The 22,091-nt window shown below is 69.2% G+C and carries 20 protein-coding genes; 9 read left to right on the top strand and 11 right to left on the bottom strand.

Annotated features, from left to right (window positions below):
* Together L942_RS39265 and L942_RS39260 are read right to left on the bottom strand one after the other, a co-directional pair.
* Positions 1 to 1,127 (bottom strand): DHA2 family efflux MFS transporter permease subunit (locus L942_RS39265; RefSeq protein ID WP_037370278.1); only part of this gene is annotated, 1,127 nt, incomplete at its 3' end.
* The gene (locus tag L942_RS39260; RefSeq protein ID WP_063695843.1) at positions 1,128 to 2,573 is read right to left on the bottom strand and encodes an FAD-dependent monooxygenase; all 1,446 of its coding nucleotides are present in this window, start codon (positions 2,571 to 2,573) and stop codon (positions 1,128 to 1,130) included.
* Positions 2,574 to 2,658: 85 nt separating this feature from the next.
* Here L942_RS39260 and L942_RS39255 point away from each other — a divergent pair, with 85 nt between their 5' ends.
* Together L942_RS39255 and L942_RS39250 are read left to right on the top strand one after the other, a co-directional pair.
* Positions 2,659 to 3,171, top strand: coding sequence for a MarR family winged helix-turn-helix transcriptional regulator (locus tag L942_RS39255; protein WP_037370294.1), 513 nt, complete (start codon positions 2,659 to 2,661; stop codon positions 3,169 to 3,171).
* A complete protein-coding gene (locus tag L942_RS39250; RefSeq protein WP_037370275.1) occupies positions 3,168 to 3,566 on the top strand; it encodes a hypothetical protein in 399 nt (132 codons plus the stop codon). The genes L942_RS39255 and L942_RS39250 overlap by 4 nt, the downstream gene beginning before the upstream one ends.
* 31 nt (positions 3,567 to 3,597) lie before the next feature.
* On the opposite strand, the gene L942_RS39245 is transcribed toward L942_RS39250, so the two are convergent.
* Positions 3,598 to 4,302, bottom strand: coding sequence for a class I SAM-dependent methyltransferase (locus L942_RS39245; protein WP_037370273.1), 705 nt, complete (start codon positions 4,300 to 4,302; stop codon positions 3,598 to 3,600).
* A 122-nt stretch (positions 4,303 to 4,424) separates the two neighbouring features.
* On the opposite strand from L942_RS39245, the gene L942_RS39240 reads away from it, so the two are divergent.
* The gene (locus tag L942_RS39240; protein WP_037370270.1) at positions 4,425 to 5,615 is read left to right on the top strand and encodes a cytochrome P450; all 1,191 of its coding nucleotides are present in this window, start codon (positions 4,425 to 4,427) and stop codon (positions 5,613 to 5,615) included.
* 2 nt (positions 5,616 to 5,617) lie between these two features.
* Positions 5,618 to 5,833, top strand: a complete 216-nt coding sequence (locus L942_RS39235; protein ID WP_200863065.1) for a ferredoxin — start codon at positions 5,618 to 5,620, stop codon at positions 5,831 to 5,833.
* 225 nt (positions 5,834 to 6,058) lie between these two features.
* Here L942_RS39235 and mtnA read toward each other — a convergent pair whose 3' ends face one another.
* Positions 6,059 to 7,024: an S-methyl-5-thioribose-1-phosphate isomerase gene (mtnA, locus tag L942_RS39230; protein ID WP_037370266.1), complete on the bottom strand. Its 966-nt coding sequence runs from the start codon at positions 7,022 to 7,024 to the stop codon at positions 6,059 to 6,061.
* 61 nt (positions 7,025 to 7,085) lie between these two features.
* Here mtnA and L942_RS39225 point away from each other — a divergent pair, with 61 nt between their 5' ends.
* Complete coding sequence (locus L942_RS39225; RefSeq protein WP_037370263.1) at positions 7,086 to 7,484, top strand: RidA family protein; 399 nt, start codon at positions 7,086 to 7,088, stop codon at positions 7,482 to 7,484.
* 1 nt (position 7,485) lies between these two features.
* Here L942_RS39225 and L942_RS39220 read toward each other — a convergent pair whose 3' ends face one another.
* The 6 genes from L942_RS39220 to L942_RS39195 all read right to left on the bottom strand — a co-directional run bounded on the left by L942_RS39220 (position 7,486) and on the right by L942_RS39195 (position 14,823).
* Positions 7,486 to 8,466 (bottom strand): CobW family GTP-binding protein, encoded by a 981-nt coding sequence (locus L942_RS39220; protein ID WP_037370261.1) that lies wholly within the window; start codon positions 8,464 to 8,466, stop codon positions 7,486 to 7,488.
* Positions 8,467 to 8,479: 13 nt separating this feature from the next.
* On the bottom strand, positions 8,480 to 9,841 hold the full coding sequence (locus L942_RS39215) for a UbiD family decarboxylase (RefSeq protein WP_037370258.1): 1,362 nt from the start codon (positions 9,839 to 9,841) through the stop codon (positions 8,480 to 8,482).
* Positions 9,838 to 10,443, bottom strand: a complete 606-nt coding sequence (locus tag L942_RS39210; protein WP_037370257.1) for a UbiX family flavin prenyltransferase — start codon at positions 10,441 to 10,443, stop codon at positions 9,838 to 9,840. The genes L942_RS39215 and L942_RS39210 overlap by 4 nt, the downstream gene beginning before the upstream one ends.
* 9 nt (positions 10,444 to 10,452) lie before the next feature.
* Complete coding sequence (locus L942_RS39205) at positions 10,453 to 11,814, bottom strand: nucleobase:cation symporter-2 family protein (RefSeq protein ID WP_063695841.1); 1,362 nt, start codon at positions 11,812 to 11,814, stop codon at positions 10,453 to 10,455.
* 206 nt (positions 11,815 to 12,020) lie between these two features.
* Entirely contained in the window at positions 12,021 to 13,382 is a 1,362-nt protein-coding gene (locus L942_RS39200) for a nucleobase:cation symporter-2 family protein (protein ID WP_200863064.1), read from the bottom strand.
* Positions 13,383 to 13,416: 34 nt separating this feature from the next.
* On the bottom strand, positions 13,417 to 14,823 hold the full coding sequence (locus tag L942_RS39195; protein WP_037370254.1) for an amidohydrolase family protein: 1,407 nt from the start codon (positions 14,821 to 14,823) through the stop codon (positions 13,417 to 13,419).
* 340 nt (positions 14,824 to 15,163) lie between these two features.
* Here L942_RS39195 and L942_RS39190 point away from each other — a divergent pair, with 340 nt between their 5' ends.
* Positions 15,164 to 16,147, top strand: a complete 984-nt coding sequence (locus tag L942_RS39190) for an amidohydrolase family protein (protein WP_037370252.1) — start codon at positions 15,164 to 15,166, stop codon at positions 16,145 to 16,147.
* Between the two features lie 24 nt (positions 16,148 to 16,171).
* Here L942_RS39190 and L942_RS39185 read toward each other — a convergent pair whose 3' ends face one another.
* Positions 16,172 to 17,167 (bottom strand): LacI family DNA-binding transcriptional regulator, encoded by a 996-nt coding sequence (locus tag L942_RS39185; RefSeq protein WP_037370249.1) that lies wholly within the window; start codon positions 17,165 to 17,167, stop codon positions 16,172 to 16,174.
* Positions 17,168 to 17,249: 82 nt separating this feature from the next.
* Here L942_RS39185 and pucD point away from each other — a divergent pair, with 82 nt between their 5' ends.
* The 3 genes from pucD to L942_RS39170 all read left to right on the top strand — a co-directional run bounded on the left by pucD (position 17,250) and on the right by L942_RS39170 (position 21,021).
* Positions 17,250 to 19,583, top strand: a complete 2,334-nt coding sequence (gene pucD / locus L942_RS39180; protein WP_051166544.1) for a xanthine dehydrogenase subunit D — start codon at positions 17,250 to 17,252, stop codon at positions 19,581 to 19,583.
* Between the two features lie 92 nt (positions 19,584 to 19,675).
* Positions 19,676 to 20,554, top strand: coding sequence for an FAD binding domain-containing protein (locus L942_RS39175; protein WP_037370247.1), 879 nt, complete (start codon positions 19,676 to 19,678; stop codon positions 20,552 to 20,554).
* On the top strand, positions 20,545 to 21,021 hold the full coding sequence (locus L942_RS39170; protein ID WP_037370246.1) for a (2Fe-2S)-binding protein: 477 nt from the start codon (positions 20,545 to 20,547) through the stop codon (positions 21,019 to 21,021). Before L942_RS39175 ends, L942_RS39170 begins: the two co-directional genes overlap by 10 nt.
* The last annotated feature ends 1,070 nt before the right edge of the window (positions 21,022 to 22,091 follow it).

Raw genomic sequence — 22,091 nt, 5'->3', positions numbered from 1 at the left:
GGCGGGTTCAGGAGGCCGAAGCCCAGGCCGAACCCGCCGTACGCGACCGCGAGCAGCCACAGCGGCGTGGTGGCGGACGCCGTGGTCAGCAAGAGGGCGACGCCGGTCATTGAGATCCCGGCGGACAGCAGCGGAATCCGCGCGCCGCGAGTGGCGACCAGGCGGCCGGACAGCGGCGCGGCGATCGTCACGGCCGCGGCGGTCGGCAGCAGCATCAGCCCGGACTGCAGTGCCGACAGTCCGCGCACGTCCTGCAGGTAGAGCGGCGACAGGAACAGGAAGGTGCCGAACGCGGCGAGCCCGCAGACCGCGCTGATGGTGGCCGACGAGAACGGCGCGCTCCGGAAGAACCGCAGCTCGACCAGCGGTTCCCGGCGACGCAGTTCCCAGCGGATCAGCGCGCACAGCGAGGCCGAGCCGAGCGCGGCGAGGCTGACGATCACCGGCGAGCCCCAGCCGAGCCGCTGGCCTTCGATCGCGGCGGTCACCACCGAGCCGAGCAGTACCACCACCAGCGCCTGCCCCACCGGATCCGGTCGGCGCGGATGCGGGGCGCGCGACTCCGGCACGTAGCGCGCGGTCAGCGCGAGCGCGGCGACGACCACCGGGACGTTGACCCAGAAAATCGCCCGCCAGCCGATGCTTTCGGTGAGCACGCCGCCCAGCACCGGGCCGACGCCCAGTGAGATCCCGACGATCGATCCCCACACCCCGATCGCCCGCGCGCGTTCGCCCGGGTCGGCGAAGACGTTCGTGATGATCGACATCGCGACCGGGTTCAGCATCGCGCCGCCGAGGGCCTGCCCGATCCGCGCGGCGACCAGCCAGCCGATCGACGGGGCCACGCTGCACAGCAGCGAGCCGAGTCCGAAAAGGACCAACCCGGCCAGGAAGGTTCGCTTGCGCCCCAAGCGATCCCCGGTGGCCCCGGCGAGCATCAGGAAGCAGGCGAGCACGAGGGTGTACGAGTCGATCGTCCACTGCAGACCGTTGATCGACGCGTCGAGATCGGTGCGGATGACCGGGAGCGCGACGTTGACGATGGTGTTGTCCATCGCGACCACGAGGATGCTGGAGCAGAGGATCGCGAGAATGCCGAAACGGCCTCGTGCGGTGTCGGCGCCCATTCAGTGCTCCCAGTGCTCCCAGTGCTCCGGGATCTTTTCGCCCGCGCTCCAGACTTCCGCGGCATAACCGTCCGGGCGGACGAGGACGGCGGCCAAGCCGTGCCAGTCCCGGGTTGACCGCACGACGTCCGCCCGGCTGGGGACAGCGGTGGTGCCGAAGGCGACAAGCGTGAACCGGTCGTGCCGCAGGGCGCGGTGGAGGGTGCGGCCGTCGGCGAGCGGGAGGTTGGGCACGCGACGGCCGGCGAGACCGCCGTCCTCGGCGTAGGAAACGTCCAGTCCGGAGAGCCAGCCACGCAGTTCGTCCGCGGTGTCGCCGTTGCGGCCGATGAGGTGGGACATCAAGTCCCGCAACGCTTTTCCGCCCGGAGTGAAGGTGACCATGAGCGCGGATTGGGCGAGGGTGTTCGCCGCGAGCCGGGCCGCGATGGGGCGGCGTTCGGCGTCGTAGGACCGCGGGCCGTCGATGATCCGCCGCGGCGCGCGGCCCCGCACCTCCGCGGCGAGTTTCCACGCGAGGTTCGCCGCGTCCTGCACCCCGACGTTGAGCCCCTGCCCGCCCGCCGGAAGGTGGACGTGCGCGGCGTCTCCGGCGAGGAAGACCCGGCCGGCGCGGTAGCGCTCGACGTGCCGGGTGGTGTCGCCGGTCCGGGAGGACCACAGCACCTCGGCGAGGCCGAGATCGTCGTCGGCGAGCCGTTTGAGCGTGGCGCGGATTTCGGCCTCGTCGGGGATCTGGGCCTGGCGGCGCGCGGCTTCCTCCGGCGTGAGACCGGTGTCGCCGGGTTCGTGGCCGAAGATGCGGAAAATGCCGCCGGGCAACGGAATCGCGCTGTACGAACCGCGTTCGGAGTCCCAGTGGTGCGGATGCGCCGGCGGCCGTTCCAGCCGGACGTCGGCGAGGAACCCCACGGTGGACGCCGGAGTGCCCGGGAAGGCGAGGCCGAGCGCGTGCCGGGTCGCGCTGTGCGCGCCGTCCGCGCCGACGACGTAACCGGCCCGTCGGGTGTCGCCGGTTTCCGACACGATGGTGACGCCTTGCTCGTCCTGTGCCAGGTCGGCGAGTTTCCACCCGGTCTCGATCCCGACGCCTTGCTCGGCCAGATGCGCGGCGAGCAGCCGCTCGGTTTCCGGCTGCGGCAGCACGAGCACGAACGGGAACGACGTGTCGAGCCCGGTGTAGTCCAACCGGTTCGGCAGGGCCGCGAAATGCGCGGCAGGCACGCGGTTGCCGGCCGCGACCAGGCGCGCGGCCAGCGAACCCCGTTCGCCCGGGAGCGAGTCGAGGAGTTCGAGGGTGCGCGGGTGGATCGTCGTCGCCCGCGATTGCCCGGCGCGGTCCGGGTTCGCCTCGAAGAGCCGGACCGCGACTCCGGCCTGGTGCAGGAACGCGGCCGCCGCCATCCCGACCGGTCCGGCGCCGATCACCGCGACCTCGATGTCCATCTTTCCCCCTTGACGCGCCTCGCGAACTGTCTTGACGTCAAGGTATTCTCTCACTGTCTTGATGTCGAGAGAAAGGGCTGTGCCGGTGACCACTCCGCCCCGGGACGCGGTCGACGACCTGGTGGACGCCGTCCGGCGCGGGGGCGGCGACGAGAGCGTGCTGGGCGCGAAGTCGCTGTCCTATCGGCTGCGGCGGGTCGCGCACCAGCTGGAACTGGCCATGCGCCGCGAACTGTCGGCGCACGGGATCGAGCTGTGGGAGCTGGAAATGCTCGCCGCGCTCAAGCGCGCGCCCGAGCATCGGCTGACGCCCGGGCAGGTGATGGCCGCGGTCGAGCTGACTTCGGGGTCGGTCACGCACCGGATCACCCGGCTGGAGGCCCGCGGCTGGGTCCGCCGCGACCAGGACCCGGGCGACCGGCGTTCGGTGCTCGTCACCCTCACCGAGGAGGGCAAACGGCAGGCGCTCGCGTCGTTCGCGCTGAAGACGGAGATCGAACGCGAACTCGCGAAAGCTCTCGACCCGGAAACGATCGACCTGGTGAACGACGCGCTGCGGCGGGTCTCGCACCACCTCAAGCGAAAGGACGAGCAATGAAACGCGAAACGCTGGGTGCGGCGGCCGTCGTCGCGGGCTTGGCGGCCGCGGCGCCGTCGGTGTGGCAGACCGTCACGCACATCACCGATCCGAGCTACCGCGCCCCGGAGGTGCGGCACGGCGAAGGTCACGTGCAGTACCACATGGCCCGCGAAGCCCTGGTCACCGCGGGCGCTTTCGGCGCGGTAGGCACCGGTCTGGCGGCCGGACGGGACCGCTCGCCCGCGCTGTGGCGTGCAATGGCTTGTGCCGCAGGCGGTTTCGTGGCGGCGATGTGGTCCGGCGGCCCGACGACCGGGGTGTGGGCGCCGAATCGAAAGGCGCTGGCGATTCACGTGGCCTCGACGAGTGCGTTGTCGATGGGGGTCGCGTTGCTGCGGCCCAGGCGGAGTTAGAGGAAGGCGCCGTGGCGCAGGGCTGATCAGGTCAGCCGACCTCAGCCGAAACCAGCAAGAAGTTCGGCATGCGCACGTAACTTTCGATCCCGTCCGCCACCTCCGGATCCAGGCCCGGCTCGACCATCTCGCGCAGCCGGCACCCGAGCGCGGCCATTTCGTTGAGGTAAGCGGAAATCGGCCGGTGGAAGTCGGACGCGTCGCGGCCGACGATCTCGTATTCCGCCAGGTACTCCTTCCGGCGGTACTCGCCGTACCGCTGCCAAGTGCCGAACAGCTCCTCGAACGCCGGATGCACGATGGCGAACACGAACAACCCGCCTGGGCGCACGGCTTCGACGCAGGCGCGCATCGCGGGCTTCCAATCGGGAATCGCCATCAGCACCATGCTGCACACGACCGCGTCGAACGGTTCCAGTTCGGGCAGGCGGGTGAGATCGGCCCGCAGGTAGGAAATACCGTCGCCGGATTTCTCCCGGGCGAACGAAATCAGGCTTTCGGCCGGTTCGACCCCGGTCACCTCGGCCCCGCGAGCGGCGAGCATCCGGCTGAAATATCCGTTGCCGCAGCCCGCGTCCAGCACGCGGCGGCCGTGCACGTCGCCGAGAAGCCGCAGGAGGACCGGGTTGACCAGATGCTGTTTGGCGAAGTCCCCGCTCTCGGCGGTCGCTTCCATCGATTCCCGGGTGCTGCCGACGTTCCACTGCTGGATCGCGGCCTCGTTCGTCCACGTCACCGGATCGAGCCTAGGGCGGCTGTCACGTGCTTTTCGGAAGCTCCTGGCGGATTGACGCGCGGACGGACCCGGGTGTAGGCATGTAAGCACCTGCTTACAAAGGGATCCGGGGAGTCGTTGGCATGACCACCACGCACACCGAACCGCTCGCCTACCCGTTCAACGAGGAGGCGGGCCTCGCGCTCAACGAGGCCTACGCCGCCGCTCGCGAGAACGCCGGGATGATCCGCGTCCAGATGCCGCACGGCGAGGCCGCCTGGCTCGCCACCCGCTACGCCGACGCCCGTCTCGTGCTCGGGGACCTGCGGTTTTCCCGCGCGCTGGCGCAGGAAAGCGACGAACCGCGGATGTCGGCGTACCGGCGTCCGGGCGGCATTCTCTCGATGGACCCGCCGGACCACACCCGGCTGCGCACCCTCGTCGCGAAGGCGTTCACCGCGCGGCGGGTCGAGGGACTGCGCCCGCGGGTCGCGCGGCTGGCGAACGAGCTGATCGACCAGATGCGGGAGCACGGGCAGCCGGCCGACCTGGTCGATCTGTACGCGCTGCCGATCCCGGTCGCGGTGATCTGCGAACTGCTCGGCGTCCCGGTGGGCGACCGGCCGCAGTTCCGAGAGTGGAGCGACGCGGCGTTGTCGACCACCCGGCTCACGCCGGAGGAATCGGAGCGCAGCCGCGAGGAATTGCGGGCGTACATGGCCGGCTTGATCGCGGAGCACCGGGCGCAGCCGCGGGACGATTTGATGACCGCGCTCATCGAGGCTCGCGACGTGCGGGACCGGCTCACCGAATTGGAGCTGGTGGACCTGTGCGTCGGGATTTTGGTCGCCGGCCACGAAACCACCGCCAGCCAGATCCCCAACTTCGTGTATGCGCTGCTCGACCAGCACGAGCACTGGGAGCGGCTGTGTGCGGACCCGTCGCTCATCCCGACCGCGGTCGAGGAGTTGCTTCGCTTCGTCCCGCTCGGCGCCGGAGCCGGGTTCGCCCGGTACGCGACCGAGGACGTCGAGGTCGGCGATGTCCTGGTGCGCAAGGGAGAACCGGTGCTGGTGGCGATCGGCGCGGCCAACCGGGACCGGCTGCAGTTCGGTGCGGCCGACCAGCTCGTCCTGGACCGCGACCACAACCGTCACCTCGGTTTCGGGCACGGCGTGCACCACTGCCTGGGCGCTCCGCTCGCGCGGCTGGAGCTGCAGGAGGCGTTGCGGGCGCTGACCCGCGAGTTGCCCGGGCTGCGGTTGGCCGGGGACATTGAGTGGAAGACGCAGATGCTGGTCCGCGGGCCGCGGTCGATGCCGGTGGGGTGGTGACGATGGCCTGGAAGGTCGAGGTCGACGCGGGGACGTGCATGGGCAGCGGGATGTGCGCGGCGTTGCTGCCGGAGACGTTCGAGCTGGACGGCGCTGCCGCGCGGGCGGTCACTGACACCGTGGAACCGGACGAAACCGTGCTGGACGCGGCGGATTCCTGTCCGGCGATGGCGATCACCGTGCGGGATGGGGTTGAGGTGGTGGGGCCTCGGCCTTAGCGGCCCTGGCCGGGGGGTCGCGTGGGGCACCCCGAAGCCCGAGTGTGCAGGGAGGCTTCGTATCGGGGTGCAGGGCGGGGGCTGGGTGCCTCGATGGCTGGGTGCAGCGGTGGCGGTTCTGGGGGCGGGTGCGCGGCTCGAGTGGTTTGGTGCGGGGAAGGGGCTGGGGCTGGGTGCCTTGGTGAGTTAGGTGCACCGACCGGGTTAGGAGTTGGGTGCGCCCGGTTAGGTGGCGTATACGCCGTCTTCGGTGACCACTGCGGTGATCAGCGCGTGCGGGGTGAAGTCGAAGGCTGGGTTGAAGGCTGCTGCTCCGCTTGGCGCGACCTGGGTTCCGCCGAACTCCGTCAGCTCGGCGGCGGCGCGTTCCTCGATGGCGATGTCCGCGCCGGTGGCGATGGACTTGTCCACAGTGGACGTCGGCGCGACCACGACGAACGGCACTCCGTGGTGTGCGGCGGCGATGGCCAGCCCGTAGGTCCCGATTTTGTTGGCCACGTCGCCGTTCGCCGCGATCCGGTCCGCGCCGACTAGCACGCAGTCCACCAAGCCGCGCGCCATCGCCGCGGCCGCCGCGCCGTCCGGTTGCACCCGGTACGGCACCCCGGCTTGCTCGAGTTCCCAAGCGGTGAGCCGGGATCCCTGCAGCAACGGCCGCGTTTCGTCCACCAGCACCGATTCCACCAAACCCCGGGCGTGCAGGTGCCAGACGACCCCGAGCGCCGTACCCCACGCGACAGTCGCCAGATGCCCGGTGTTGCAGTGGCTCAGCAAGCGCAACGGCCGGCGTGGGCAGGCCTCCAGCACGACTTCCGCCGCGTGCGCCGACGCCGTGCGGTTGCGGTGCTCGTCCTCGTCGAGCATCGCCTTCGCCTCGGCCAGCACCGCGTCGGCGCCGTGCGGGAGCTGGGCCAACGCACGCTGGACACCCCAGGCGAGGTTGACCGCGGTCGGCCGGGCGTGCGCGATCCGGTCTGCTTCCGCTCGCACGTCGCCGCCCCGGCAGGCGGCCAGCGCGACTCCGAGGGCACCCGCCGCTCCCAGTGCCGGGGCGCCGCGGACGGCGAGCCGTTGGATCGCATCGATCAATTCGGGCACCGTGCGCAGCGTGAGCGTGCGGTACTCGCCCGGAAGCGCGACCTGGTCCACGATCACGATCGCCCCGTCGGCCCAGTCGACTGTCCTGCGCATCCGCCCTCCCGTCCGCAAATCCCGTGGCGGACCGTCGCCGGCGTGCGCGACGATCCGCCTCGTGACCATTGAACGGCAGAACCCGCCCTCCCTGCATCCGACTCCCGGCTACCACCACGTGACCACCACCGACGCGTGCCGCACCGTCCACCTCGCCGGACAGTGCCCGTTGACTCCCGACGGCGCGGTTGCTCCCGGCGACGTCCTCGCGCAGGTGGACCAGGTCGTCGCCAATACCGAGGTCGCGCTCGCGCACGCGGGCGCGACTCCCGAGGACGTCGTGCGCACGGTGATCTACGTGGCCACCTCCGAGCAGCCGACCCTTTCCGCGGTGTGGCAGCGGTTCACGAACTCCTCGCTCGCCGCTGCGTTCACCACCGCGAGCACGTTGGTCGGCGTGACCAGTCTGGGCTTTTCGGGGCAGCTCGTCGAGTTGGACGTGACCGCCGTGCTCGCCTGAGTCACCGTCCGGCCGCGGCCAAGCTGCACCGCGACACCGTTTCGGTCAGCTCCGCACGGTCGAGATTCCGGCCGATCAGCACGAGCTTGCTGACCGGCGGTTGCTCGCCCCAGTCGCCGGCCTCGGTCAGTTCGTAGATCCGGTGCACGCCCTGCAGCACCGTTTTGCGGTCGAAGGCGAGGATTCCCTTGAACCGGTACAAATCGTCGCCGCGTTCGGCCAGCAAGGAGGTGAGCCACTGCTCGAACGCGGCGCGGTCCAGGGGACAGTCGAGTTCGATCGACACCGATTCCAGCGTCGGGTCGTGGTGGTGCGCGTCGTCTTCGAGCCAGTCCGGGTCGGCGGCGACGGTGCGGTTCAGGTCGAAGGCGTTGATGCCGAGGATGTTGTCCAGGTCGACGCTGCCGTAGCTGGAGGTAAGGATGTCCGCGGTCGCGTTGACCGAGCGAAGCAGCTTGCGCAGTTCCTCGATTTCCGGCTCGGCGACCAGGTCGATCTTGTTGAGCACGATCCGGTCGGCGAACGCGATCTGGTTGCTCACCTGGCCGCCGACGCCGTCGTGCTCGCCCTCCTCGAGATGGCTGCCGACGTGCCGCGCGTCGACCAGCGTGACGATCGCGTCCAGCGCGAAGGCCGACGACACCTCGTCGTCCACGAAAAACGTCTGCGCGACCGGATTCGGGTCGGCCATGCCGCTGGTCTCGATGAGGATCCGGTCGAACCGTTCGCGGCGGCGCAGCAGCGACTGCAGGATTTCGATCAGGTCGGTGCGCGCGGTGCAGCACAGGCAGCATCCGTTGCTCATTTCGATGATCTTCTCGTCGCCGCCGAGCACGAGCGCGTTGTCGATCGGGATCTCGCCGAACTCGTTCTCGATCACCGCGATCCGGTGCCCGTGGTTCGCGGTGAGGATGTGGTTGACGAGCGTGGTCTTGCCGGAGCCGAGAAAGCCGGTCAGTACGGTCACCGGGATTTTGGCCATGATGATTCCCTCCTTAACCTTTCCCGCCGAGAATCCGGCGGGCGTGCTGGCGTGCTTCGTCCGAAACGACGATGCGCGCACCGTCGAACCGCGGGCCGCGGGTGGCGTCCAAGCCCATCCGCGACGTCGTGCCGTCGGAACCCGAGGACGGGTCGAGCGGCGAGCCGGGCAGACCGTCCACAGTGAACAAGTCCTGGTGCGGCTGGAAATGCGTGGCCAGCGCCCATAGCACCTCGCTGTCGCGGGTGACGTCGACGTCCTCGTCCACCGCGATCACGGTCTTCACGTACGGGTCCCAGCCGAGCAGGCCGAGCATGACCTGCCGAGCCTGGCCGGGCCGTCGCTGGCGGAGTGCGACGTAACAGTGGAAGTGCGTACCGGACGTCGGATAGTGCACCGCGGTGACGTCCGGGAAGCGGGCTTTGAGCTTCTCCGCCATTTCCGATTCCCGCGGCACGCGGGCGAGATTCAGATGTTCGTCGGTGTTGCCGCCGATGACGTCGATGAGCATGGCGTCGGAACGGCGCAGCACGGTCTGCACTCGGAAGACGTTGTTGGTCGAGCGATTCGAGGAATAGCCGGAGAATTCGCCGAATGGGCCTTCGTCGGCGTGCTCGGCGGCATCGATCGTGCCTTCCAGCACGAAATCCGACCACGCCGGGACGCCGACGCCATGCCGCGGAGTACGCACGACTTCCAGCGGCTCGCCGAACAATCCGCCGGCGACCGAGCGCTCGTCCACGTCGTAGCCGACGCGCGCGGACGCGGCCAGCATGAACAGCGGATGCCCGCCGAGGACCATCGCGATCGGCATCGGTTCACCGCGCTCGGCGTACTTCTGCAACATCCGCCACAGATCGCCGCGCGAATGCAGGCTCGTCGCCAATTCGGTGCGGGAATGCGGCATCGCCCGGTGGTAACTGAGGTTGCCCACGCCGGTGTCCGGGTCCTCAGCGACGATGATGCCGCTGGTGACGTATGGGGAGCGGTCGCTGGCGAAGTGCCGCAGCATCGGGATGGCCGCCAAGTCGACGTCGGTCGTCACCTCGTCCAGCACCGGCCCGGTGTCGACCACCCGCGGCGGTACCGCGCGGAGCGCGCGCTGCTGGTAGGCACTGTGCAAACCGGACGGTCCGGTATCGAGCATGCGGGAGATGCGTTCCCGCGAGGCGAACATGTTGCTGACCACCGGCACGTCGAGCCCGGTCACCTTCCGGAACAGCACCATCTCGCGCCGTCCGGCCGCGGCGAGTTCGTAAATCACCCCGGTGACGCCCTCGTCGGCCGAGACGGGATCGTCGATGACGAGCACGTCGCCGGAGAACTCGTGCCGGTACTGGTCGATGAACGCGTGGGGATCTTGCCGGTGGTTCACGGCGAAACTCCTTGCGAGGCGGGCGGCCCCTGCCAGCGCGCGAACAGGTCGTGCTCGATGCCGAACTGGTCGAGCACCTTGCCGGTCAGGTGGGCGAGAATGTCCTCAATGGACTCGGGACGGTGGTAGAAGGCGGGCACCGGCGGCAGCACGGTCGCGCCCGCCTCGGTCACCGCCACCAGATTGCGCAGGTGCACGAGGCTCAACGGGGTTTCCCGGGCGACGAGCACGAGCGGACGGCGTTCTTTCAGGGTCACGTCGGCGGCACGGACGAGCAGGTCGTCGCTGTAGCCGTGCGCGATGCCGGCGACCGTCTTCATCGAACACGGCACGACGACCATGCCCATGGTGCGAAAGGAACCGGACGCGATCGACGCGGCGATGTCCCCGCGCGCGTGGCGGACGTCGGCGAGTTCGGCGACCTCGGCGGGCGGCATTCCGGTTTCCAGTTCGATGGTGCGGTGCGCGGCTCGCGACAGGACCAGATGCGTTTCCACCGTGCCGAGCTTGCGCAGCGCGGTCAGCAAGTGGACAGCCAGGTGCGGGCCGCTGGCCCCGGTGATGCCGACGATCAGCCGGGGCCGCTGCGGTTCGGTGCCCATGACGTCCTTTCAGGACTGGGAGAGCTTCGCGGCGGGTTCCGGCTGCTTGACCGGCTCCTCCGGCCGCCGTTTCCGGCGGGCGAAGAAAAGCAGGTTCAGCAGAACCGCCAGAACAGTGCCAGTGGCGACGCCGCTCTTGAGGAAAACCTGTGCGGCGAACGGGAATTGCTTGTAGAAGTCCGGTGCGCCGGCCGGGATCAATCCGACGCCGAGCGACAGCATGACGATCACGAGGTTGCCGGTTTGGTTGAAGTCCACTCGCGACAGCAGCTGGATGCCGGACACGGTCAGGGCGGCGAACGTGGCCACCGCGGCCGCGCCGATCACCGGTTGCGGGATCGCCGCGATCACCCGGCCGACCGGTTGCACCACCCCGAAAACGATCAGGATCACGCCGCCGACCGCGACCGGATACCGGCTGCGCACCTTGGTCAGCGCGACGAGCCCGATGTTCTGGCCGAACGTGGTGTAGGCGAACCCGTTGAACACGCCGCTGAGCGCGGTGAGCAGTCCGTCCACCCGGAGCAGGTTGGCGATGTCGCGCGGCCCGACCTTCTTGCCGACTACCTGGCCGACGGCGAGCCCCTGTCCGGACGCCTCGACCATCAACACGAAAACGATGACCAGGAACAGCAGGATCGACGGAAGGTCGAAATGCAACGCTCCGTAGTGGAATGGTTTCAGCAAGCCGAAAACGGGACCGCTGGCGACTCCGGCGAGGCTGCCCAGGCCGGTCAGCCAGCCGACGATCGCCCCGACGGTCAGCGCGATCAGCATCGCGAGCTGCCCGAGCAGACCGCGGAACACCCGGTAGAACACCGCGATCAACGCGAGCGTGAACCCGGCGAGCGCGAGATTCGCTGGCGCACCGTAATTGTGCGCGGACGGATTGGAGCCGGCGATGAGCTTCAGCCCGACCGGAATCAGCGTCAGCCCGATCAACGTGATGACCGTTCCGGTGACCACTTCCGGGAACAGTTTGAGCAGCTTGCTGAACAACGGCGCGATCAACACCCAGACCACGCCGGCCACGAGCAGCGAGCCATACACTGTGGACAGCCCCTGCGTGCTGCCGATCAGCACCATCGGGACGATTCCGTTGGACGCCGCGCCGACCACGAGCGGCATCCGGATGCCGAACTTCCAGACGCCGAACGCCTGCAGCATGGTGCCGATCCCGGCGAGCACCAGGTCGACGCTGACCAGGTCGGCGATCTGCGACTGGGGCAGTCCCAGCCCGGCGCCGACCACGATCGGCACCACGACGACCCCGGCGTACATCACGAGCACGTGCTGCAGACCCAGCAGCACCAGCGGGCCGAATCGGGGACGTTCGTCCACCGGGGACAGGGGAGACGGGTGACTGGCCATGATTCCCTCACCTCGTTGGGCCGGCGGGGCCGGGAGGGCCGGGCCGGGGCGGATCGCGGGGCGTCGCCGGAGCCGGACGGGCTGCCGGCGTCGATGACCCCCGGCCGCGCGCGAACCTGCCGCCGCACCTACGGGGTTACGGAATGAGCGAAGTTTTCCTTCCCTGCAAGGAGTTCCGACTATGGTGCATCGGAAGCCGCCGAGGGTCAATACCCGGGTGCGGCTTCCGGTCCGGTGCGCGGCACCCGCTCGCGGCGGTTGAGCACGAGGTTCAGCAGGAACGCCGCGATGCCGCCGGCCGCGATGCCGCTCGTCAGCACGGTCTGCACCACAACGGGCAAATGCTGGTAGAACTCCGGCGCGCCCACCGGCAGCAACCCGAAGCCGAACGAAATGGCGACGATCAGGATATTGCGGCCGTTGCTGAGATCCGCCTGGCTCATGATCCGCAAGCCGACCGCGCCGACCGTGCCGAACATGACCACGCCGACGCCGCCGAGCACCGGACCGGGCAGCGACGCGACGGCCGCGCCGAGCTTCGGCACCAGGCTCATGAGCACCAGCACCGCGCCCGCGGTGGCGACCACGAACCGGCTCATCACGCGGGTGATGCTGACCAGGCCGACGTTCTCGCCGAAGGTGACGACGGTGAACGAGCCGAACACGCCCGCGAACGCCGTGCCGATCCCGTCCGCGCGCAGCGCCCGGGAAATCTCGCGCGGTCCGACCTCGCGGCCGACGATCTGCCCGATGGCGAGCGTGTCGCCGGTCGATTCCACCATGTTCACCAGTTGCACGATGATCATCGGCAGCAGCGCGGACAACGCGAAGGTCGGCGCGCCGAATTCGAACGGCTGCACGACGCCGAACCAATTCGCCTGCCCGACCGAGCTGAAGTCCGCCATGCCGAGCGGAACCGCCACGAGCGTCCCGATCGCCAGTGCGATCAGGATCGCGAAGCGGCGTACCGCGGGCGGCGCGAACCGTTCGAGGCACACCGTCAGCACGATGGTGCCCAGCCCGAGAATCAGCCGCCCGGCCGAACCGTGGTCGGCCGCGCTCGGATTGGACCCGGCGATCAGCGTCGCGGTGGAAGGCAGCAGCGAGAACCCGATGATCGCGATGATGGTGCCGGTGACGATCGGCGGGAAGAACCGGATCAGCTTGCTGAACCACGGCGCGACCAGCCAGGTGAGCAGCCCGGCGACGATCGTCGCGCCGAACACCGCGGGAAGGCCGGCCTCCTTGCCGACGATGATCGCCGGGGTGATGCCGGTGAAGGTCGAGCCCATCACGATCGGCAGCCGGACGCCGATGTTGCCGACGCCGAGCGTCTGCAGCAGCGTCGCGATGCCGCTGACCAGCACGTTCGCCGTGATCAGCGTGGCGATCTGCGCGGTGGAGAGGCCGACGCCGAGGCCGATCAGCAGCGGGACGGTCACCATGCCGGAGTAGGCGACCAGGAGGTGCTGGATGCCGAGTGGAAGCATCTGCCGGAACCGGGGGACGGTGTCGACCGCGTCGCGGGTCTTGGCTTCGGCTCGGGTGGTGCGCGGACGGAATCGCATGGTTTCCTCCACAGCGGGGAAGGGGGAGCGCGGATCACCGCGCCCAGGGAGTGAGCAGTCCGCCCATGCCGCTGCGCTTCAGCAGCTGGGCCGCGTGCCGTTCCGCCTCGCCGGCGGCGGCCTCTTCGTCGACGCGGACGCAGTGTCCGTCGCGGTAGACGATCTCGCCGCCCACGATGGTCAGCTCTACATCCGACCCGCGGGCGGAGTAGACGAGGGCGGCGACCGCCCGGTGCACCGGCCGCACGTGCGGACGGTCGAGCGCGGTCACGACGACATCGGCGAGTTTGCCTTCGCTGAGCGATCCCGCGTCGATTCCGGCGTAACGGGCCCCCTCGCGGGTGGCCATTTCCAGTGCGTCCTCGGCCCGCAGCGCTGTCGGGTCCAAAGTGGCCGTTCGCTGGCCGAAGACGCTGAGTTTCATCGCCTCGAAAAGATCTTGGCGATGGCCGCAGCTGGGACCGTCGGTGCCCAGCGCGACCGGGACGCTCTGCTTGCGCATGCTCGCGATCTGGGCGGTGCCGGAAGCGAGATAGCCGTTGGAGGCCGGGTTGTGCGAAACCCCCGCTCCCGCGGCAGCGACCTGCTCGATTTCGGCTTCGTCGAGCCAAATCGCGTGCGCGAGCGTGGCCCGGTCGTCGAGAAGGCCTTCTTTCGCGAGCCATTCGACCGGCCGGACCCCGTGGGTTTCGAGGTAGCTGATCGGATCGGTTTTGCTTTCGCAGCAATGGGTGTGCCAGCGAGTGCTGAATTCCCGGGCGAGTTCGACCGTCCGGCGCACGAGTTTCTGCTCCACGTAACAGAGGTTGAGCGCGGCGGGCCAGACCGCGACCTTCGAGTCCGGCGGCCGGTGTTCCATCGCCTCGCGGGTGATCGCGAATTCGTCTTCGCTCGAATACCGGAACAGTTCGATCGGCTGGCCGCGGCGGTCGGCGATCGCGGTGCGTTCGCCCAGCATGCCGCGGGCGACCGCACCGCGAAGGCCAGCCTCTTCGATGACGTCGGCGACGGCCAGCGTCGTCTCCAGATCGCTTGGCGCGTAATGGTTGTCGATGACGGTCGTGATGCCGGCGCGTAACGCTTCGATTGCGCCGAGCCGCGCCCCGGCGACCGCTTCGGCTCCGGTGATCGCGATCGAATACGGCCACATGAATTCGCACAGCCACGGCACGATCGACATGCCTTCGCCGAGGCCGCGCGCGAGTGCTTGGTAGAGGTGGTTGTGCCCGTCGACCAGGCCGGGCAGCACCGCCTTGCCGCGGCAGTCGACGACCTCGGCGGCGCGCCATCGCTCAGTGCCCGGCCCGTCGCCGACCCCGGCGATCCGGTCGCCGACGATCGCGACGTGGCCGTTGCCGTGGACAGTGCGCTGGTCGTCGACGGTCACCACGGCGCCGCCGGTCAGCAGGAGATCGCAGGGTTCCGGTTCCGCAGCCGACATCGGGCCGCCCTTCCCCGGGCGGGGGCGGACCCGGCCCGGCGGTCGTCTCCAGCGCGCGGCTGGAGGCAGCTGGCCGAACGGTTGGCCCGAAACGGGAGGTCACCGGCGCCCGGCGGCATCGCCGGGTCGTTCAATGCAAAGCCCTCGCGGGACCGGTGTCAAGAGCCGCTTCGGGAAAAGTCTTGCCGCGCAACGCGTTTGGCGATCATGTGTTGACAGCGAGCAGCGAAGGTGCTGCACTCGGTTGCGCCGGAGCGCGGATCGCGCTTCCGGGTCCCGTAGGTGCGGTGAAGCGCGGCCGGGGAGTCCTTTACTCAAGTCTTGCGTAAGGAGACATCCGGTGATTATCGATACCCATGTCCATCCGACGAATCTCGTCGACGAAGCCTGGCGGCACACCGGAACCCCGTTCACCGGCGAGCGCACGCTCGAGATGATGGACGGTCCATTCTGGATCAACGGCAAACCGCGGCGCGTGGACGTCAGCTGCATCATGCCGCCGCCGGGGAACACGACCTGGCGCGAGGGCAACAAAACCGGCCGCGAAGGAATCCGCGAATACCAGGCGTACGTGACCTCGCTGGTGCAGCGGTATCCGGACCGGTTCGTCGGCAACTTCATGTACAACCCGCGGTTCGGGCCGGAAAACGGCGCCGCGGAGCTGGCCTTCCACGTGAAGGAATACGGCTACAAGATGCTGAAGCTGCACGCCAACATGCATTCCTACCGCCCGGACCGGGCGCTGGACTGGCTGCGGCCGGTGATGCGGGTGTGCGACGAACTCGGCGTGATCGTGCTGATCCACACCGGGGACGGGCCGTACTCGATCCCGACCCAGTTCTACCCGATCATCCGCGAATTCCCGAACGTCACGTTCATTCTCGGCCACTTCGGCATCCAGACCGGCGGCGTCTACTGCTTCGAGGCGTTCTGGATGATCCAGGACTCGCCGAACGTGATCGGCGAATCGGGCTGGCTGCTGCAGTCGCGGATCGTCGAATTCGCCAAGGAGATGAAGAAGAGCGACCTGGTGTTCGGCACCGATTCGCCGCCGAACGAGCCGGGCATGTGGGCACGCGAGCTGGAAGTGCTGTGCCACCAGCCGCCGCAGGGCCTGAACCTGTCCGAGGACGACCTGGAGGGCTACCTCGGCAACAACATGGCCAAGCTGCTCGGCCTCGCGCCGACGCCGCCGCCGAAGGACAAGGCCGAAGCGGAGGCGTATTTGCGCGGGGACATTCCGCAGGCGTCCGCGGCGAACACGCACGCGTCGCATTACCTCGGCTACACGCCGTCGGCGTGGGCGGAGGCCGCTAGCTCCTGATCCGGTGCCGTGCCGGCTGCGGGTTCACTCGCATCCGCAGCTGGCGCGCGCGGTCAGCCGGACGTCGAGGACGCGGTCTTCCGGGTGCTCGCCTGCTTTGAGCTTGTCCAGAGTGGACACCGCGGCGTCGGCGAAGTCGTCGAAGGAATGCCCGACGGTGGACAGCGCGGGCCAGCTGTGCGCGGCGGCATCGGTACCGCCGAAGCCGATCACCGCGAGGTCTTTCGGCACGCTCAGGCCGAGTTCCGCCGCGACCGTGAGCGTGTCGAGCGCCAGCCCGTCCGCGGTGGCCATGATCGCGCGCGGCCGCTCCGGCGACCGCAGCCATCGCCGGATGTCCGCTCGCGCGGCGTGCCGGTCCAGGCCGGTGCGGACGACGTTGGCCGCGCTCCGGTCCGCCGCCCGCATCGCGTCGGCCCAGCCCCGGGCCCGGTCGGCCACCGGCCCGGACCGCGCGGTCCCGGTGAGGCAGCCGATCTCGCGGTAGCCGTGGCCGAGCAGGTGTTCGGCGGTGAGCCGTCCGCCCGCTTTGTTGTCCAGCACCACGGACGGCGCGGTGCTGCCGGACGGCGCGCGGTGGTGCAGGTAGACGACCGGAACGTCCAATGTGGAGTGCGTGGCCGCCGCGCCGGCGATCTCGGCGCGGACCAGCAGCAAACCGTCCACGCGCATATTCGCCAGCGATTCGGCGTACCGCAGCTCCTGTTCCCGGGAGAACGCCGAATTTCCCAGCAGCACCAGGGATCCGCGAGCGAACGCGGCCCGCTCGACCGCGTGGGTGAGCTGGGTGAAGTAGCCCTCGCTGCTGTCCGGCACGACCAGTCCGAGGACGTTGCTGCGCGTGGACCGCAACGCCCGAGCGACGAGATTCGGCCGGTACCCGAGTTCGGCGATCGCCCGCTCGACGCGCTCTCGCGTGCCGGGCGCGACCGGACGCGGGCCGTTGTTGAGCACGTAACTGACCACGGCAGGCGAGGTGCCCGCCAGTCGTGCGACATCGTCCCGGGTGACCCGCTGCATGCGCCCGACGATACCCGAAGAGCCGTTGACAGTCCCGATCTACACGTGTTGAATCGCGTGCAGTCGGCAATGCAGGAAGCTGGTGGTCACTGTGGACTCGCTGGTACGCGCCGCGGAAACCGGGAAAGCCGCCGGGGTGGGCGAAAGCGCACTCCGGCCGGACGGCGCCGCCAAGGTGACCGGCCGGTTCGCCTATTCGTCGGATTTGTGGCTCGAGGGCATGGTGTGGGCGACGACGCTGCGCAGTCCGTACGCGGCCGCGCGGATCCGGTCGATCGACCCGAGCAAAGCCCTCGCCCAGCCAGGCGTGCACGCCGTGCTCACCCACGAGGATGTGCCCGGCGCGAAAACGTACGGAATGAAAACCGCCGACCAGCCGGTCCTCGCGGTCGACGAGGTCCGTTACCACGGCGAACCGGTGGCGCTGGTCGCCGCCGACGACCCGGAAACCGCGCGGCAGGCCGCGAAATTGATCATCGTCGATTACGAGCCGCTGGCCCCGGTCATGGACCCGATGACGGTTCTTGACGACGGCGTCCGGCCCATCCATCCGGACGGAAACCTGGTGCGGCACGTGAAAATCCGGCACGGCGACATGGAGCGGGCTCGCGCTGAAGCGGACGTCGTGGTCATCGGAGAGTACGAAGTCGGCATGCAGGACCAGGCATTCCTGGGTCCGGAATCCGGTCTGGCGATTCCGTCCGAGGACGGCGGTGTCGAGCTTTACGTTTCCTCGCAATGGCTGCACAAAGACCTCGAACAATTGGCTCCGTGCCTCGGCTTGCCGCCGGAAAAAGTGCGCCTCACCCTGGCTGGGGTAGGCGGTGCCTTCGGCGGCCGAGAAGACCTCTCGGTCCACGTGCACGCCTGCATGCTGGCACTGCGGCTCGGCCGCCCGGTGAAGATGTCGTACAACCGCTATGAATCGTTCTTCGGTCACGTGCACCGGCACCCGGCGAAAATGCGGTACGAACACGGAGCCACGAAGGACGGCCGCCTGGTCTACGTCAAAGCCCGCCTCGTTTTGGACGGCGGCGCGTACACGTCAACCTCGCCGGTCGTCATCGCCAACGCCTGCTACTTCGTCACCGGTGCCTACGACGTCCCGAATGCCGAAATCGATGGCTTGGCGGTCTATACGAACAATCCGCCGTGCGGTGCGATGCGCGGTTTCGGTGCGGTCCAGTCGGCCTACGGTTGTGAGTCCAATATGGACAAACTGGCGCGCGAACTGGGAATGGACCCGATGGAATTGCGCCTGCGCAACGCCATGACCACGGGCACTGTATTGCCCACCGGCCAGGCCGTCGACGGTCCGGCCCCGGTCGCCGAACTGCTGCAAGCCCTCCGCGACCGCCCGCTGCCGCCGCCGGCGAAGGTTGATCTGCTTTCCCTGCCCGGCGGAGCCGGCAACACGACGCACGGCGAGGGGGTGCGTCGCGGAGTCGGCTACGCGGTCGGAGTGAAAGCGATCGGCTATTCCGGAGGCGTCGACGACATCTCGACCGCCCGAGTCGCCCTCGCGGTCGTCAATGGCGACCCGGTGGTCTCCGTGCACACCGCAGCCGCGGAATGCGGACAAGGCGTCACGACGGTGCAAGCACAGGTGGCGAGCACGGAATTGGGTGTCTCCCGGGTAGTCGTCCTCCCCGCCGATACCCAAATCGGCGACGCCGGTTCCGCATCCGCTTCCCGAATGACGTGGATGTCGACCGGTGCGGTGCAAGGCGCGTGCCGCCAGATCGCCCGCGAACTGCTGCGCCGCGCGTCCGTCGCAAGTGGACTCTCCGCGCTTTCCTTGGGCGACGACCAAGTCCTGGACTCCGCCGGACGCCCGGTGTGTGCCATCGCCGATCTGGTGGGTTCGGACCCGATTTCGCACACCTTCGAGTACCACCACCGGCCCACCCAAGGCATCGACCCGGAAACCGGCCAGGGCAACGCGCACATCGCGTTCGCCTTCGCCGCGCACCGGGCGGTGGTGGACGTGGATGTCGACCTGGGTTTGGTGAGGGTGGTCGAGCTGGCGACCGCGCAGGACGTCGGCAAGGCGATGAACCCGCTGGCCGTGGAGGGCCAGATCGAAGGCGGCAGCGTGCAGGGCCTGGGGTTGGCTCTGATGGAGGAGATCCTGGTTGACCGGGAGGGGCGGGTGCGGAACCCGTCCTTCACGGACTACTTGATCCCGACCGTGCTGGACGTCCCGCCGATGCCGATCAGCCTGTTCGAATTCCCGCACCCGGACTCGCCGTACGGCTTGAACGGCGTCGGCGAGCCACCGACGCTGTCCTCGACCCCCGCGATCCTGAACGCCCTCCGTGCCGCGACCGGCCTGCCGCTGCCGAACGCTCCGATCCGTCCGGACGACATCGCCCTGGCCGGGGGTCCGCGGGGGGATGTGAGTGCCGCTTCGTGAGCGCTGCTTCGTGCACGGGTCCGGTTCCCGACCAGGCGAGCACGAACGGCCCCGCCCGCTCCTGACCGCCAGCTGCCTCCCGGAGGTGCCCCATGGATTTCCTGTCCCCGCTGACCTGGGCCGAAGCCCTGGCCGTCAAGTCCGATCGCCCGGACGCCGTCCCCTTGGCCGGTGGCACCGACGTCCTGGTCGAACTCAACTTCGACCACCGCCGCCCGCCCGCGCTGCTCGACCTCACCCGTATCGGCGAGCTGACCGAATGGACCGAGAAAGACGGCCGGATCCGCCTGGGCGCGGGGGTCTCGTATGCCCGGATCATCACCGAACTCGGCTCCCGTCTCCCCGGGCTGGCGATGGCGAGCCGCACCGTCGGCTCCCCGCAGATCCGCAACCGAGGCACCGTAGGCGGAAACCTCGGCGCGGCTTCCCCCGCCGGCGACACCCACCCGATGCTCCTGGCCTGCGACGCGACCATCGAAGTCGCGTCGGTGCGCGGCACCCGGATGATCCCGGCGACGGAGTTCTACCAAGGCGTCAAACGCAACGCCCTGGCCCCTGACGAGCTGATCGCCGCCATTCACCTTCCAGTGGCGACCGGCCCGCAGCAGTTCGCGAAAGTCGGCACCCGCAACGCGATGGTCATCGCCGTGTGCTCGTTCGCGCTGGACCTGGCCCCAGAAACCGGCTGGGTAGGAGCGGCGATCGGCTCGGCCGCCCCGACGCCACGCCGAGCCACGGCTGCCGAGGACTTCCTCCGCGAGGCCCTCGCCGATGCGTGGACGTCCCGCTCCCCGCTGCCGGACCCAGTCGTGCGCCGCTTCGGCGAACTGGCCGCGAGCGCCGCCTCCCCGATCGACGACGTCCGGGGCAGCGCCGACTACCGCGTCCACGCGATCGCCGTACTGGCCCGCCGGACGTTGAGCTGGGCCTGGGAAGACTATCGGAAAGGCGGGCAGCCGAAATGCGCCTGAACCTCACGGTCAATGACGAACCGCGCACCATCGACGACGTATGGGAGGGCCAGAGCCTGCTCTTCGTGCTGCGCGACCAACTCGGCTTGCCCGGCTCGAAGAACGCCTGCGAACAGGGCGAATGCGGTTCGTGCACGGTGTATCTGGACGGTACGCCCGTGTGTTCGTGCCTGGTCGCCGCAGGGCAGGCCGAAGGCAGAAACGTCCGCACGGTCGAGGGCCTCGCCGACGGAGATGAACTGAACGCAGTACAACAGGCATTCGTCGATGCCGGCGCCGTGCAGTGTGGTTTCTGCACGCCGGGATTGATCGTCGCCGCGCATGAACTCGTGCACCGCGTGGCTGCCCCTTCGGACCCAGAGATCCGCGAGGCATTGGCCGGAAACCTCTGCCGATGTACGGGCTATGAAAAAATCCTGGACGCGGTCCGCCTGGCCTCGGCTCGGGTCTCAGAGGAACCCGCGTGACCCTCGCATGGTGCCGTGTATGGCTGGCGGCATGGCTCGATTGGCTGCGCCGTGCGTGACCGGTCGCACGCGGGACTGAACTTCGGTGACCCGGGGTACCCGCCCGCCCCCGGGGTCCAGCCATCCCCGATGCGCCCGCCGGCTATTGCGCAGGACAGCCCCCGCTGATCCGCAGGGCGGCTGGTCCCGATTTAGCTCAGCCCGCTGCGGGACGCGCTGCCCCGGTTGAGCGGATTCCTCGGTCCAGTCCGGGCTGCTTTTGCGCGGCCAACCGCATGGCCCAGCCCACCAATGCCGCACGCGACCGGCACCCTTCGGCCACGCGTCGCCCTTGTGCGGCTGACGGCGCGGTCCGGCAGACGCCACCCACACTTGACCGGTGCCATGGTCCTGCCTCTGCCTCTGCCTCGCCTCGGCCTGGCCGTGCCTGGGTTGGCTGCTGTTCGGTCCGTGTTGGTGCCGTGCGTGGTTGGTGGCGTGGCTCGGTTGGCCGCGCCGTGGGCGACCGGTGGCGTGGTCCGGCCGCTGCCCTGCCGTTGCCTGGCCTGGTGCCAGTTCGGTCAGTACTGGTGCCGTGCGCAGTTGGTGGCGTGGCTCAGTTGGCAGCGCTGTGCGTGATCGTGGCATCGTTCGGACTCTGCCGCGCCGTGGCCTGGCTCCGGTTCGGTCGGTGCTGGTGCTGTGCGTGGTTAGCGCCATGGCCGAGCCCGCTGCGCCGTGGGTGGTCGGCTGCATGATCCGGTCGGTGACGCCGCCGCATCTGGCCCTGTCGCATCTGGCTTGCCATGGCTGCAGTTCGGTCCACGCTGGTGCTGCGCGTGGTTGGCGGCACGGCCCAACAGGCTCCGCCGTGCGTGATCGGCGGCATGGTCTGATCAGCGGCCCCTGCCGCATCTCATCCTCCCGCGCCAAGCTTGGCCTGGCTTGGCGGCCGTTCGATCCGTGCTGGTGCCGCGTGCGGCTGGCAGCACGGCCGAGCTGGTTCTGCCGTCCGTGGCTGGTCGCGTCGTCAGGCCGTTGCTGCTGCCGTGCTGAGTAGCGCACAGACCGGCCAAGCCGCGATCCCCGCC

Origin of the sequence: Amycolatopsis orientalis DSM 43388, from assembly GCF_000411975.1 — a bacterium.
Lineage (GTDB): Bacteria > Actinomycetota > Actinomycetes > Mycobacteriales > Pseudonocardiaceae > Amycolatopsis > Amycolatopsis orientalis_D.
Note: the sequence above shows the minus strand (reverse complement) of the source record. Positions and strands in the feature narration are given on the sequence as shown.

What these genes read in the sequence shown, in the direction of transcription:
- L942_RS39240 (WP_037370270.1), top strand. Translation starts at nt 4,425, where the DNA reads ATGACCACCACGCACACCGAACCGCTCGCCTACCCGTTCAACGAGGAG.
- L942_RS39195 (WP_037370254.1), bottom strand. Translation starts at nt 14,823, where the DNA reads ATGTCGGCTGCGGAACCGGAACCCTGCGATCTCCTGCTGACCGGCGGC.
- L942_RS39185 (WP_037370249.1), bottom strand. Translation starts at nt 17,167, where the DNA reads ATGCAGCGGGTCACCCGGGACGATGTCGCACGACTGGCGGGCACCTCG.
- L942_RS39170 (WP_037370246.1), top strand. Translation starts at nt 20,545, where the DNA reads ATGCGCCTGAACCTCACGGTCAATGACGAACCGCGCACCATCGACGAC.
- L942_RS39260 (WP_063695843.1), bottom strand. Translation starts at nt 2,573, where the DNA reads ATGGACATCGAGGTCGCGGTGATCGGCGCCGGACCGGTCGGGATGGCG.
- mtnA (WP_037370266.1), bottom strand. Translation starts at nt 7,024, where the DNA reads ATGCGCAGGACAGTCGACTGGGCCGACGGGGCGATCGTGATCGTGGAC.
- L942_RS39235 (WP_200863065.1), top strand. Translation starts at nt 5,618, where the DNA reads ATGGCCTGGAAGGTCGAGGTCGACGCGGGGACGTGCATGGGCAGCGGG.
- L942_RS39175 (WP_037370247.1), top strand. Translation starts at nt 19,676, where the DNA reads ATGGATTTCCTGTCCCCGCTGACCTGGGCCGAAGCCCTGGCCGTCAAG.
- L942_RS39205 (WP_063695841.1), bottom strand. Translation starts at nt 11,814, where the DNA reads ATGGCCAGTCACCCGTCTCCCCTGTCCCCGGTGGACGAACGTCCCCGA.
- L942_RS39200 (WP_200863064.1), bottom strand. Translation starts at nt 13,382, where the DNA reads ATGCGATTCCGTCCGCGCACCACCCGAGCCGAAGCCAAGACCCGCGAC.
- L942_RS39250 (WP_037370275.1), top strand. Translation starts at nt 3,168, where the DNA reads ATGAAACGCGAAACGCTGGGTGCGGCGGCCGTCGTCGCGGGCTTGGCG.
- L942_RS39210 (WP_037370257.1), bottom strand. Translation starts at nt 10,443, where the DNA reads ATGGGCACCGAACCGCAGCGGCCCCGGCTGATCGTCGGCATCACCGGG.
- L942_RS39220 (WP_037370261.1), bottom strand. Translation starts at nt 8,466, where the DNA reads ATGGCCAAAATCCCGGTGACCGTACTGACCGGCTTTCTCGGCTCCGGC.